The following is a 13552-nucleotide window of genomic DNA, read 5'->3' as shown; positions in this document are numbered from 1 at the left end:
GTTTTTAATATGATCTGTGAAGGCAAGACCACCGAAGACAAGGAAGGAAAGTGGACAAGGAAGATTTTATACGGACAATGGTCTTTTAATGGGCTATTTTTCTTACTAAGAATACAGACTTTGTACTGTTTTTCTCCGGTGGTCACCTTGTCCACCTTGTCCACCAAGTCTTGTCCTTGTAAGGGGAGGGGACTGGATCTAATGAATTAAATGGGGTAAACAGTAAGGATTCAGGTCTAAATTTGAGGAATTAAAGAAGGGGTCTGCACAGCAGGGTTAACCATCGCTTTGATAGCTTGGTTAAAAAACTCAATCACAGAACGTCTTTGACGACGACAAGTTTGAATAACCGTCAATAAATTGGCAGTATCTTGAAACCGCTCCATTGAACGAGAACCACCACTAACTTTTCGTTTTGTCACTGCTAAACGTAATGTTCGTTCGGCTAAATTATTATCAGGGGGTATCTCCGGGTGGTCTAAAAAATACCACCACTGATGAGCTTTATTCCTTAAAGAGCGTAAAAGTTTACCAGCTTCACCCCCAGCCTTATCGATCCCGGAATGAATAGCGGCTTCAACTTTTTTTCTAAACTCTGATGCCCAAATCAAGAATTCATCAAGATTTTGGCTTTGTTGGAATAAAGCGTAGTTTTTAAAACCCTCATCTATCAGGTTGACGAATATTGTCCCAATTCCTTGATTATTTAAGCCCGTTGCTTAATCAGCTTCTTAAAGTGACGGCGTAAATGCGCCTGGCATTTCTGTTGAGCAATGACCTTATAACCGTTATAGGCGCTAAAGTCATCAGAAATGAGTACACCAGAGTAACTTGAACCCAGAATGGATTCTAATTCAGGACGAGAGCGAGTATCAGCCGCATGAAATAAAGCGAAGTCTGTATTGGCAAAAATCCATCACCATTCTTTTACGCCTTTGACTACCCAAGGTGTTTCATCTACATGGATATTGGGCTGGGTTTGTTCTATCCACTCCTTGAGGCTATCAATACTTTGAGCCCCTGCACTATCTATTCGTTCATTCGTGGCTACTAATGTTCCGACTCCAATTTCTATTTGACCTAGTTCCCACAACAATTCTTGTTGTTTTTCGTAGGATAAATGTCCGTAATTATTGAGCCTTCCCAAGAAGGCTTGCAGTCTGATTCCTATATCTTGTCCTGGTACTATTTCTGGTGATCAGTCTGCTGCTTGTTTAGAGCCACATTCGCTGCAAACGCACGTATATCTTTGATATAGCATTTCCCATGCTCGTGAGGTACAATTTTTTTTAGTTTGAGGGAACACACCGAACACCGGAATAGGGAATAGGGAATAGGGAATTGGTGTGTATTTCATGAGCCTGAAAAAGGCTATAATATCTCAAACCTATCTACTCGAGGAAATCCCTTTCTGGTTTTTCCCGGATGTCCTGGTTGTCCTCCTGGTTTCCGTTTTGCTATCTGGCTCTCTTCTACTGGCTATTCGAGCTTTTTTTCGGTTTTTTTGAGGATGTCTCCCGATGGTGGTTTTGATGATGTTGTGCTGTCTAAGTCTCTACTGACTTTGAGTTTCTCTATTTTTTGTTCTAGTTCTACAACTCTGCTTGTTAGCTTCTCTATTGTTTTCCCCTGCTCCATGATGATCCCTACCAGTTGAAAAGTCGCCAACTGTTTCAAGGTTTCACTGTCTAGTTTTGGTGGCAGGTTTTTCTCCATAATTGCTATATTCTGCTTCCCTGACCACACTTGTCAATACCCCACCACCTGAATCCTTACGGTAAAGATGTGATGAAAATTAGGGTTGAAAACTTATCAAACATCCTCTAAGGTTTCTGCGGATAAGGATGTAATTCGCCAATGCCACAAGGCACGAGAAATTAAGCTTAAGGGAACATTAGTTTTTAGTACGCAGGAGATTAAATAAGTGAACCGCGATCGCCATTTTGATAGAGATTTTGAAGAGACCCTACTGTGTTAAAATTAAATTATTCCTCCTATTGCCGACCGGATTACCGGGAATCACTCAGCCGAAAACATGGTTCGGCGTCCACCGATGCCTTATTGAGAATAATAGAACAACTCTGATGGTTAAATCTGCTCCTGCCCCAATTGCCAAGCGTGATCAGCCTTCCAAAGTAGAAGGTATCAAGGAAAGAAGTAATTTTTTACGCGAACCCGTAGCTACACAAATCCTTGAAGATACAACTCATTTTACCGAAGAAGCAGTACAGCTGCTCAAGTTCCATGGCTCCTATCAGCAGGATAACCGCGATAACCGGGTCAAGGGACAGGAGAAAGATTATCAGTTTATGCTGCGGACTAGAAATCCCGGTGGGTTTATACCACCGCAGTTGTATCTGGCTTTAGATAATTTATCTGATCAATACGGGAACCACACATTACGAGTAACCACACGTCAAGGCTTTCAGTTACATGGGATTTTAAAAAAGAATCTCAAGGCAGCGATCGCTAGTATAGTAAAAAATATGGGTTCGACCCTGGGGGCTTGCGGTGACCTTAACCGTAACGTCATGGCTCCACCCGCACCCTTCAAGAATCGCGCCGAGTACCAGTATGCCTGGGAATACGCCAATAATATCGCTGATTTGTTGACACCCCAAACGGGGGCATACTACGAAATTTGGTTAGATGGCGAAAAAATCATTAGTGGGGAAGAAACCGAAGAAGTTAAAGCCGCACGACAACGCAATGGCAATGGTACTATTATTCATGGTAGCGAAGAGCCGATCTATGGCACTCACTATATGCCCCGCAAATTCAAAGTTGGGGTGACTGTACCTGGTGATAATTCCGTAGATTTATATTCCCAAGACCTGACCTTAGTGGTAATCACTAATGACCAGGGAGAACTGGAAGGTTTTAATGTGTTTGCTGGTGGGGGTTTTGGGAGGACACACAATAAGGAAGAAACCTTTGCCAGGGTAGCAGATGAAATCTGCTATGTGGAAAAAAATGATGTTTACGATTTAGTTAAGGCGATTGTTGCGACTCAAAGGGATTATGGCGATCGCACGGAGCGCCGTCATGCGCGATTAAAGTACTTAATTCATGAGTGGGGTGTAGATAACTTCCGTACCCAAGTTGAGGAGTATTTCGGTAAATCACTCCCCGCATTCCAACAGTTACCAGAGTTTAAATATTACGATTTCCTCGGTTGGAATGAACAAGGTGATGGCAAGCTATTTTTAGGCATTTCCGTAGAGAATGGTCGAGTTAAAGATGAGGGTTCTTTTCAACTCAAAACTGCTTTGCGGCAAGTTGTGGAGCAATTTGACTTACCTATGCGCTTGACACCCCACCACAACATCATTTTTTATGATATTGAGCCAGAAAATAAGTCAGCCATTCAGGAGCTTCTACACCGTTGCGGCATCGTTGATGATCCCAACACCATTGAACCCCTAGTACGTTATGCTATGGCTTGTCCGGCTTTGCCTACCTGCGGTTTGGCTATTACCGAATCTGAACGGGCAATACCAGGTATTTTAGAGCGGATTCGCCAGTTATTGGATAAACTAGGTTTACAAAAAGAGCATTTTGTGGTAAGGATGACAGGCTGCCCCAACGGCTGCGCCCGTCCCTACATGGCAGAATTAGGTTTTGTGGGGAGCGCTCCTGAATCTTACCAAGTGTGGCTGGGAGGTTCCCCAAATCAGACAAGATTAGCGCAGCCTTATGTAGACAAGCTACATCATAATGATATAGAAAGCTTTTTAGAGCCGATTTTCGTTTACTTTAAGAATTTTCGGGAATACGGCGAAAGCTTTGGCGATTTTTGCCATCGTCTAGGTTTTGCTGCTCTGCGTGAGTTTGCGGATACTTACAAACCTGAAGCTACCATTAGCAGTAAATCCCGCCATCGAGTTAGTATCCGCGATGAGGTATATACTAAGCTGAAAGCAGCAGCCAATAGTCAAGACAGGCCAATGACGGAGTTGGTGAATGAAGCCTTAGAAGCTTACTTTGAGAATCTGGTGTAAATCAATTCAATAAATATTTTGAACCTTCTCTCCGTGATATTAGCTACAGAGTAGGTTTTTTTATGCTTGATGACTGTAGGTAATTAAATTAGCATGGCTCAACTACAAAGAATCGCGATCGCTCCCTCTCAAATTCAAGCAAATGTGATTACCCTAGGTAAAGAGCAACAGCATTATTTAGGCAGAGTGTTACGCTTACGTGGGGGCGATCGCTTCATTGCCATGGATGGTCGAGGAAAATGGTGGTTAGCTCAATTAGAAGGAGAACAAGCCCAGATATTAGAACAATTAAGCGCAGAAAATGAATTACCTGTAACCGTTACCCTCATGGTAGCCTTGCCCAAGGGGAATGGATTTGATGAAATCGTCAGGTATTGTACAGAATTAGGTGTAAGTTGTATTGCTCCGGTATTGAGCGATCGCACCTTACTCAATCCCAGCCCGCAAAAACTGGAACGTTGGCGACGCATTGCTACAGAAGCGGCGGAACAGTCAGAACGCTGTTTTATCCCCACAATCTTGGAACCCGTACCTTTTACTACCAGTATTAGCGCTAATCTGGGAAGTCACCGTTATATTTGTGAGGGACGTGGTGATTATCCCCATTTAAATAACCTGATTGAATCTGACACATCTACAATTACCATTGCCACAGGACCCGAAGGGGGATGGACTGAAGCGGAAATCAGCCTAGCGATCGCCTCTGGCTTTCAACCAGTATCTCTTGGCCGCCGCATCTTGCGAGCAGTTACAGCGCCAACAGTAGCAATAACCTTAATTTCCGCAGCATTTCACTAGTTAGCAAAAAATCCCCATCACTGCAGTCAGGGGAGTGTCAACCCAGTTAGTTAGAAGTTTTCATTTGTCGTGCCATATCCAGGTAAGAATTCATATTTGCCCCTGGACGGCGGCGACTAGAGCCGGACCCAGTAGGAACAAGATATTTTGGGGCAAAAGTAGTTTCAGTTGCTGGTGTTTTTGTCCCATTAGAGGCTGATACTGTGGTGGGTGTGGCTTGATTAGCTCCGGTATTTTTTGTCGGCTCTACTTTAGTGGTTTTTGAAGCGGTGGGTGCATCTACTGCTGCTGAAACCACCGCAGCCGTACCATTAGCTTTAGGTGATGGGGATACTTGTTGATCTTTAGCTGTAGCTGGTGGTGCTGTATCATCTGCGGATTCATCTAACTCTAAGTAGTAGCCACTGCCTTTTTTACCAGGTAACAACCCAGTAATAAAACCCAAAATACCCGCGATTAACTTTTTGATAAAACCGAACATGAGAATTTCCCCCGTGTTTATATATCTGTAAATAGTTTTATTTCTCTAGTGGAAGCACTTCCCACTGGTAGACATTGAGAGTTAATTATTCAATTTTACTGTAGCTAAGTGCAAGATTTAGAAATGATGCTTAATTAAAATTAATATTTTCCTGTTGGCAGACCCGTGGTAAAAGTGGCATAGATTACTGGTAGACATTAACACTATTAAGGCATTCAATTAAGCACATCCCATATATTCCTATGAATAGCAACAACCTAGAGCGTAACTCGGTGTTATTAATACATGGTATTGAAGACACTGGAGCAGTTTTCAATACCATGGCCAGTTATCTCAGACAGCAGGGTTGGCCTGTGTATACCCTGGATCTGGTTCCCAACAATGCTGCGGTTGGTCTTGATATTTTGGCACAGCAGGTAAGTGATTATATTCTTAATACCTTTGGCCCACACAAACCAATTGATTTAGTAGGCTTCAGTATGGGAGGAATTATCAGCCGTTACTATGTTCAAAGGCTAGGAGGAATCAACCGCGTACACAGGTTAATTACTATTTCCTCTCCTCACAACGGAACTTTGATGGCCTATGCTTCCCAGCGTCCAGGCTGCTTGCAAATGCGCTCTAATAGTCGATTCATCCAAGATTTAAATGGTGATGCCCAGATATTAGATCAGATAAATTTTACATCGATATGGACACCTTATGATTTAATGATCGTTCCGGCAAATAGTTCACAAATGCCCGTGGGAAAAGAAATAGTAGTCAAAGTTCTACTACATCCCTCAATGTTAACAGATCCCAACAGTTTGGCAGCCGTAGCATCTGCCTTAGCAGAACCAATTAACCCCGGTCACCAATTTCGGGATATTGAGAACTGCCAAAAATCGCATCTGGGTGGCGGTAATATTTAAATTCCATCAAGTTGTAAAAGGGATCTTCTAAAAAGAAAGTGCGATGCTCCAAGGGTGAACCCACAAACCGACGTTTAGGTGATTCCCGAAAAATAAGCTGTTGTTTCTGTGCTTTTTCTAGCAACTCTTCCCAGTCATGTTCCTGAACAAAAATGAGTCCGAAGTGTCTAGGGTAGATAGTCCGTTGGGGTAACAGACTTTCCTTAGTGACATGAGCTACTAATTGATGTCCGTAGAGGTTGAGAATTAGCGCTTGGGAATTTTCACGGCCGGCCATGCAGCCAAGTCCATCAACATAATATGCTTTGGTTTGGGCAATGTCAGTTACGGGAAAAGCCAGATGAAATAAGGTACGCTGCATAGCTATTTTAAATATAGTCATCCTATTTGAGTTGAGAAATTATCAGTGAGGAAAGGGAACAGGGAACAGGGAACAGGGAACAGGGAACAGGGAACAGAAATCAAATAGGAGTCCTATATATAATAAATCGTTAATACTGTATACAAAGTGAAGCCGTTTAGTCCCCTAAAACCTGATTTGTGGTCAAACATACAGTTTAAGATAATTTCAGCTTATATCTTAGTGAAGATGTTGGCCTGAAGTGGGGTGGAAAAGCGATTAACACATCTTTACAAGTCGGTGGGGGTTACTTAACCTGTAATAGGAAAAGAATATCGGCATTTTTGGCGTGAAACAGTGGCAGAAACTCAACATCCCAGTTCTAAAGTTGGTTATCCTGTTGGTATTCTGGCCAAAGTACTCATGATTGATTGCTGATGTTATCTTTTCTTGACTTTGCAAATCCTTGGTTAGTAGCCATAGGATTAAACACGGTGCTGTTAGCTTTAGCCTCGATTTTGCCTAAAAAGCTACTTACCCCAGCCGGATTATTTCACGCTTGGTTACTGGGAGTACTCATTTGGGTAACTCTTGGTTGGCAAGGATATCTCGTGGTAATGTTCTATTTTTTGGTTGGTTCTAGTGTAACACGTATTGGCATGGCACAAAAAGAAGCAGAAGGAATAGCTGAGAAACGTTCTGGAGCTAGAGGTCCGGAAAATGTTTGGGGTTCGGCTCTGACTGCTGCTGTGTGTGCGTTGGGGGTAGGAATTCTCAATTCCGGATTACTCATAGTCAGTAACCTTGAGTTTCTACTATTACTGGGTTATGTCGCTAGTTTGAGTACTAAGCTTGCTGATACCACTGCTAGCGAAGTTGGTAAAGCCTACGGTAAGAGAACTTTTTTGATTACTACACTACAACCAGTATCTCGTGGTACAGAAGGAGCAGTGAGTTTAGAGGGAACAATAGCCGGTGTGGTGGCTTCTATTGCGATCGCCTGTGTAGGTTGGGCTGTGGGTTTAGTGGATTTATTAGGAGTGTGTTGGTGTATATTGGCTGCATTTATCGCTACAAATTTAGAAAGTGTGATTGGTGCAACATTGCAATCTAAATATGACTGGCTCACCAACGAAGTAGTAAATATTATTAACACATTAATTGGGGCGATCGCAGCTATCATACTCGCCTTGATTTGGAAAATTACTATTTCCTGATTTTTTCGCCTGATTCTTTAAAAAACACGCAATTATTGGCGCATACTTGATTCTATTATGCGTTAATTTTACCATTATTTTATCATCATCGGTTTTCAGGTGGCTGAGATAGATTTATAGCCTTTTTCAGGCTAATGAAGTACACACCTATTCCCTATTCCCTCAAACTAAAAAAAAATGTACCTCACGAGCATGGTAAATGCTATATTTTATATTTTGGCTCATTTACTTTCTTCATCTGTTCTTTATGGGATTATTTCATGGAATCTTCACCGTTTTTGATAGTTAATGACCAGCCAATTTTTATAAATCAGGCGGTAAAATATCTGCAAGCCTCTGGAAAGTTAGCCCATTTTATTGGCGACATTCTCCGCCAATATGTTATTGAACAAGAAATCCAATCGCGAGATGATATACACATTAGTCCCGCTTCCACAGAACAGACCATTATTGATTTCCGCCTCAAGAATCAACTCAATGACCCTAAAGTATTTCAGGAATGGCTAAAGGACAATGCCACAGACTACGCTACCTTTTACGAATCAATAGCACTGAACTTTAAATTAGAAAAGCTGAAAGTTTTAATTACAGAACCGAAAATTTCCGAATATTTTATCGAACGCAAAATTTTTCTGGATCGGGTGATAGTTTCCCGAATTATTGTCGAGGATCTAGAAATAGCTGAAGAACTACAAAGCCAAATTGCAGAAGGAGGTAGTTTTGAGCAACTAGCGAAAGAATATTCCCTCGCAGAAGACCGCATGGTTAACGGAATGATGGGACCAGTAAGCCGAGGAACAATACCGGATCAATTAAGAGCGGTTTTTGATATAGCTACTCCTGGACAAGTTGTCGGACCTATAGAAATCGAAGGACGTTACGGCTTATTTCGAGTGGAACAATTTTTGCCAGCGTCTTTAGAAGATATCCAACTTCAACAATCACTACAAAATGAACTATTTGAGAAATGGCTAGTGGAGAAAATTCAAAAGCTGACGGTCAAACTACAAATGAGCTAAAATCTCTGGATAATCAACGTTTAAAAGTCAACGCCCTAGCTTCTATACCTTGGTATCAACCACCCCTGCGCTGGTTGAGTTCTGAACAACAATCCCAACTGCAAAATCAAGCCCAAATCCGTCAATATCGTTTGGGAGAAAAAATCTGGTCAACCGCAGCAGGTAGTGATCAGTTTTTGATTTTGACTGGTAAAGTCCGTTTACGAGAACAAGAAGAAGGTAAGCCTTTAGGCTCTCTACAAGCTGGTGATTGGTTTGGTAGTTTGTATCAGATGTCTGTAGACTGCAAAGCTGTAGCTGCTAGCAAAGAAGTAGTAGTAGTATGTTGGAGTACAGCACTGTGGACAGAGTTTTCTAGTCCTGAAATTGAAGATTTTTGGCGAACTGGTGGGAAGGACACAGGTGATATTCACCAGAGCAACTTAGGAGTACCAGACCTAACACCGGAACTCAACCCATCCCCAACGGTTGTCACCTCTGCTTATCCCTTTGTAAATAGTGCGAACACCGCTGCTGCTTGCTTAACAATGGTGGCGCAATACTTAGAACATCCGGTGAAATTAGAATGGGTCCAACGCCAACTCAGGGGACAGCGCCCCAAGAATGTGGTGGATGGGGGTGAGAAGTTGGGGTTAATGCTGCGAAGGTTACAAGTTACCTGGGCTGACTTGCGGCAGTTATCATTTCCAGCCATGCTACAATGGCAAGTGGATTCATCCCGGCCAGCTTCTTGGGTAGTAACCTATGGCATGAAAGGATCTAACCTGATTATTGCTAATCCCCTCAATCAGGATTATGCTTGTGAAAGTTTACCCCAGTCGGTGGTTGAGTCTGCATGGGATGGTAGACTCTGGCAAGTTGAACTTATATCTACTCAAGAAAAATTTAATTTGGGTTGGTTTACCCCAGCAGTTTGGAAGTACCGGAAACTCCTCGCGGAAGTATTAGTAGCATCTTTTACTTTGCAGCTGCTAGGGTTGGGAACTCCACTGATTACCCAAGTTGTAATTGACAAAGTAATGGTGCAGCAAAGTTTGCCCACTCTTGATGTGATGGCGATCGCACTGTTGTTAATCGCGACCTTTGAATCTATACTGGGTATTCTGCGGCTATTTATCTTTACTCATACCGCCCGCCGTTTAGATTTAAGTCTATCGGCTCAACTATTCCGCCATCTCATGCGTTTGCCTTTAGCTTATTTTGAGTCACGGCGCGTGGGAGATACCATAGCTAGGGTTCAGGAACTAGAACAAATCCGCCAATTTCTCACAGGTACAGCATTAACTGTGATTTTAGACAGTTTCTTTGCTGTAGTTTACCTAGTTTTGATGTTTTATTACAATATCCAGCTGACCTTTGTAGCCCTGGCGGTATTGCCTTTATTTGCAGCTTTGACAATTATCTCTACACCAATTCTGCGCAATTGGCTCAATGAAACTTTTAATCGCAATGCGGACAGTCAATCATTTTTAGTCGAGACAGTCACAGGGATTCACTCCGTCAAAGCCCATGCGGCCGAACCAGCAGCACGCGATCGCTGGGAAGGATTATTTGCACGGTTTGTGCGTACAGGATTTAAAGCCTCTACTACCTCCAATATTAGCAGTAATATCGGTAACTTTCTCACCAACTTTTCATCTTTACTCATTCTCTGGTTTGGTGCCAAACTAGTCATTGAGCAAAATCTCACCATTGGGCAACTTGTCGCCTTTCAAATGCTCTCAGGAAGAGTCACCGGGCCACTATTACGTCTAGTGCAACTATGGCAAAATCTCCAACAAGTGTTACTTTCTGTAGACCGCATTGGTGATATTCTCAACATCGCCCCAGAAGCAGAATCAGGAACAGGGTTAGTTTTACCACCCATCAAAGGTCAAGTTACCTTCGAGCAAATATTTTTCCGTTACCAACCACACATTGAACCTGTCCTCAAAGGTATCTCCTTCAACGTAGAACCAGGGCAATTTGTGGGAATTGTCGGACGCAGTGGTTCGGGTAAGAGTACCCTTTCTAAGCTATTACAACGCCTCTATCAAATTGAATCGGGACGGATTTTAATTGATGGATTTGATGTTAAGAGTGCTGATTTAGCCTCACTACGCCAACAAATTAGCGTAGTTCTCCAAGAAGACTTTTTATTTAATGGCTCCATCTTAGAAAATATTACTCTTGGTAACCCCGATATTACCGCCGAGGAAGTAGTAGAAGCTGCAAGGTTAGCTGTCGCCCATGATTTTATTAGTCAATTACCTTACGGCTATGAAACCAACGTGGGAGAAAGAGGGACGGCTTTATCTGGGGGACAAAGACAACGCATAGCCCTAGCCAGACTCTTTCTCTCCTCAGCACCAATTTTAGTTTTAGATGAAGCCACCAGCGCTTTAGACAGTGAAACTGAACAGCAAGTTTTGCAAAACTTACAAAAAGTTTCTAGTAACCGCACTGTATTCCTCATTGCTCACCGTTTCGCACCCCTAAAACGTGCCGATTTGATTTTAGTCTTGGAAAAAGGCGTAATTGCAGAACGAGGTACTCACTTAGATTTGCTACAACAAAAAGGTTTGTACTGGTCACTATACCAACGTCAGCAAGCAAATATTTAATCTTATTTGTGTCTTGGGTGATGCGGTCACAGGGAACCCCTCGCCATGACAATCATAAATCTTCTGGGGTGGGCAGGAAAGCCCGCCCTTTTTTACCTAACTCAGATGAAGGGCGCTGTCAATCATTGTGATCCAGATGTCCACTTTCCATCACTTTGCTCCTTTGTGATTTTCCTTCCTCATCCCAGAAACCATCGCTGTATTAAGGCTTGGGTTTTTGCACCAGATAAAACTCCATAGCTCACACCACCCTAAACGACGGGAAAAACTATACTTTCAATTATACTTTTTGGTCAAAAAAGAGTCATTTTGCAATTTCATTTCATATTAATTGTGATTAAGGGAGGTAAACTCACCTTTTAAAACCTGGGAAACAGGTTTTAACAAGTGCTGTCAAAAAATATTCTGTTTCATTGAGGAGAAAATATATATGCCCATTGACGATATTAGTCAGACTTTGTTTCCTCATCACGGGCTAAATTCCACCCATCTCTCCTCCGTAGACACTTTTCAAATCCACAATGATTATAGCTTGAGCCTCAGGGGTCGGAGTAGTTTTAATTCACCCGATAATCCTGATAATATTAATACAACTTCCCTCCAGACCACTAACTATAATTTTAATTCTGGCTATGGCTTGATTAATGCCGCAGCCGCAGTAGCAAGAGCTGCTGGTGAAAATACTTTTGCTGATGTTCCTCCTGTGGGTGGTAATAATTGGGGAGCAGATTTAGTCAGAGCACCGGCGGCCTGGGCGCAGGGCTACACAGGTAATGGTGTAGTTGTTGCTGTGTTAGATACCGGCGTTGACTATAATCACCCAGATTTAAAGGATAAGATTTGGACTAATCCCAATGAAATTCCTGGTAATGGCATCGATGACGATAATAATGGCTATATTGATGATGCCCAAGGTTGGAATTTTGTTGACAATACCAACAGTACCATTGATGTTAATGGTCATGGTACTCATGTGGCTGGAACCATTGCTGGAGCAAATAATGGCTTTGGGGTAACTGGTATTGCCTATGATGCTAAAATCATGTCGATTAAAGTTCTCAATGAACAGGGATCAGGCAGCAGTAATACCGTTGCTGATGGTATTTACTATGCTGTGAATAATGGTGCTGATATAATTAATCTCAGTCTCGGTAGTAATTTCCCTAACAGCACATTGGAAACTGCAATTCAATATGCCAGTAGTCAAGGTGTTGTGGTTGTCATGGCAGCGGGTAATAATAGTTACCCATTTCCCGGCTATCCCGCTCGCTATGCCAACAACTGCGGATTGGCTGTGGGAGCAGTTGACAGGAACAGTCAGATGGCTAACTTCTCTAACAGGGCTGGGCTGAATTCTTTTCCCTATGTGACGGCTCCAGGAGTGGGTATTTATTCCTCCCTCCCTGGTAATGAGTATGGTACATATAGTGGTACATCCATGGCCGCTCCTCACGTTGCTGGTGTAGTTGCCTTAATGCTCAGTGCTAATCCTAACTTAACTAATGGCGAAATCCGAGAAATCATTATAGAAACCGCTGGAAATAGTACACCAATACCAGATGCTAACAGGTGGAACATCACCCCTGTAGTTTCACCGGACTATGGCAGAGATGGCGGCAATATTATATTAGCTACTGCTATAAATCTGGAAATAAAAGTAACAGATTTTATCAGTGAAAATGCACCAACTTCTAACCGCCCTCCCATTTCTTTCTTTATCAGCCCTATGAATCCTGGGAAACTAGCGGAATTAGGGTATTACCATAGGGCGATCGCAGGACTTAGCGGCATAAATGATGGCATAAATGATAATATCTTCAATGCCGATGATATTGATCAAAATAGGGTAGATTTTACCAAAATCCGCAAACTTTTCAGTCAATTGCAGCTAGGCATAGATATTTTACGCAGATTTCTCCCCATTATTCGCCGATAACAGGAATTACAGCACATTTCAGTCAGGGACACAGGGGCGGGTAAGATACCCACCCCACAAAAATTATATCCTTCATCAGGTTATCACTAAATTATCCTCTTATTACCCCTGCCAGTCCTGATGGTGTTATTACCTGCACCAGCGTTAATGGTATCATCGCCATTACCTGTGTTAATGCGGTCATTGCCAGCACCGGTGGTAATAACTTGATTCCCATTACGGGTGGTGATAGTGTTATTACCTCCA

General features: G+C 42.5%; 10 protein-coding genes and 1 pseudogene. 7 read left to right on the top strand and 4 right to left on the bottom strand.

Annotated features, from left to right (window positions below; all coding sequences use genetic code 11):
• Positions 1-236: 236 nt before the first annotated feature.
• Positions 237-1716: pseudogene (gene tnpC, locus NWP22_RS05445) on the bottom strand (IS66 family transposase).
• Positions 1717-2084: 368 nt separating this feature from the next.
• On the opposite strand from tnpC, the gene sir reads away from it, so the two are divergent.
• Both sir and NWP22_RS05435 read left to right on the top strand, forming a co-directional pair.
• Positions 2085-4001, top strand: a complete 1917-nt coding sequence (sir, locus tag NWP22_RS05440; protein WP_271734360.1) for a sulfite reductase, ferredoxin dependent — start codon at positions 2085-2087, stop codon at positions 3999-4001.
• A gap of 93 nt (positions 4002-4094) precedes the next feature.
• On the top strand, positions 4095-4799 hold the full coding sequence (locus NWP22_RS05435; protein WP_271734361.1) for a 16S rRNA (uracil(1498)-N(3))-methyltransferase: 705 nt from the start codon (positions 4095-4097) through the stop codon (positions 4797-4799).
• Between the two features lie 46 nt (positions 4800-4845).
• On the opposite strand, the gene NWP22_RS05430 is transcribed toward NWP22_RS05435, so the two are convergent.
• The gene (locus NWP22_RS05430) at positions 4846-5280 is read right to left on the bottom strand and encodes a hypothetical protein (protein WP_271734362.1); all 435 of its coding nucleotides are present in this window, start codon (positions 5278-5280) and stop codon (positions 4846-4848) included.
• 242 nt (positions 5281-5522) lie between these two features.
• Here NWP22_RS05430 and NWP22_RS05425 point away from each other — a divergent pair, with 242 nt between their 5' ends.
• Positions 5523-6191: an esterase/lipase family protein gene (locus NWP22_RS05425; RefSeq protein ID WP_271734363.1), complete on the top strand. Its 669-nt coding sequence runs from the start codon at positions 5523-5525 to the stop codon at positions 6189-6191.
• Here the strand turns inward: NWP22_RS05425 and NWP22_RS05420 are convergent.
• Positions 6121-6552, bottom strand: coding sequence for a VOC family protein (locus NWP22_RS05420; protein WP_271734364.1), 432 nt, complete (start codon positions 6550-6552; stop codon positions 6121-6123). The two genes, NWP22_RS05425 and NWP22_RS05420, sit on opposite strands and share 71 nt — an antisense overlap.
• A gap of 416 nt (positions 6553-6968) precedes the next feature.
• On the opposite strand from NWP22_RS05420, the gene NWP22_RS05415 reads away from it, so the two are divergent.
• From NWP22_RS05415 to NWP22_RS05400, 4 genes are all read left to right on the top strand, one after another.
• Positions 6969-7748 carry a TIGR00297 family protein gene (locus NWP22_RS05415; RefSeq protein WP_271734366.1) on the top strand — a complete coding sequence of 260 codons (780 nt, stop codon included), beginning with the start codon at positions 6969-6971 and terminating at the stop codon, positions 7746-7748.
• Positions 7749-8008: 260 nt separating this feature from the next.
• On the top strand, positions 8009-8767 hold the full coding sequence (locus tag NWP22_RS05410) for a peptidylprolyl isomerase (protein WP_271734367.1): 759 nt from the start codon (positions 8009-8011) through the stop codon (positions 8765-8767).
• The gene (locus tag NWP22_RS05405) at positions 8716-11370 is read left to right on the top strand and encodes a peptidase domain-containing ABC transporter (protein ID WP_271734368.1); all 2655 of its coding nucleotides are present in this window, start codon (positions 8716-8718) and stop codon (positions 11368-11370) included. Before NWP22_RS05410 ends, NWP22_RS05405 begins: the two co-directional genes overlap by 52 nt.
• Positions 11371-11800: 430 nt before the next feature.
• A complete protein-coding gene (locus NWP22_RS05400) occupies positions 11801-13306 on the top strand; it encodes a S8 family peptidase (RefSeq protein WP_271734369.1) in 1506 nt (501 codons plus the stop codon).
• A gap of 86 nt (positions 13307-13392) precedes the next feature.
• Here the strand turns inward: NWP22_RS05400 and NWP22_RS18335 are convergent.
• On the bottom strand, positions 13393-13552 hold a 160-nt coding region (locus NWP22_RS18335), incomplete at its 5' end, for a calcium-binding protein (RefSeq protein ID WP_417006616.1).

Origin of the sequence: Anabaenopsis tanganyikae CS-531 (genome assembly GCF_029891675.1) — a bacterium.
Taxonomy (GTDB): domain Bacteria; phylum Cyanobacteriota; class Cyanobacteriia; order Cyanobacteriales; family Nostocaceae; genus Anabaenopsis; species Anabaenopsis arnoldii.
Note: the sequence above shows the minus strand (reverse complement) of the source record. Positions and strands in the feature narration are given on the sequence as shown.

Excerpts from the sequence above, each read along its gene's own strand:
- NWP22_RS05405 (WP_271734368.1), top strand. The coding sequence starts at position 8,716 with ATGGCTAGTGGAGAAAATTCAAAAGCTGACGGTCAAACTACAAATGAG.
- sir (WP_271734360.1), top strand. The coding sequence starts at position 2,085 with ATGGTTAAATCTGCTCCTGCCCCAATTGCCAAGCGTGATCAGCCTTCC.
- NWP22_RS05410 (WP_271734367.1), top strand. The coding sequence starts at position 8,009 with ATGGAATCTTCACCGTTTTTGATAGTTAATGACCAGCCAATTTTTATA.
- NWP22_RS05400 (WP_271734369.1), top strand. The coding sequence starts at position 11,801 with ATGCCCATTGACGATATTAGTCAGACTTTGTTTCCTCATCACGGGCTA.
- NWP22_RS05425 (WP_271734363.1), top strand. The coding sequence starts at position 5,523 with ATGAATAGCAACAACCTAGAGCGTAACTCGGTGTTATTAATACATGGT.
- NWP22_RS05415 (WP_271734366.1), top strand. The coding sequence starts at position 6,969 with ATGTTATCTTTTCTTGACTTTGCAAATCCTTGGTTAGTAGCCATAGGA.
- NWP22_RS05430 (WP_271734362.1), bottom strand. The coding sequence starts at position 5,280 with ATGTTCGGTTTTATCAAAAAGTTAATCGCGGGTATTTTGGGTTTTATT.
- NWP22_RS05435 (WP_271734361.1), top strand. The coding sequence starts at position 4,095 with ATGGCTCAACTACAAAGAATCGCGATCGCTCCCTCTCAAATTCAAGCA.
- NWP22_RS05420 (WP_271734364.1), bottom strand. The coding sequence starts at position 6,552 with ATGCAGCGTACCTTATTTCATCTGGCTTTTCCCGTAACTGACATTGCC.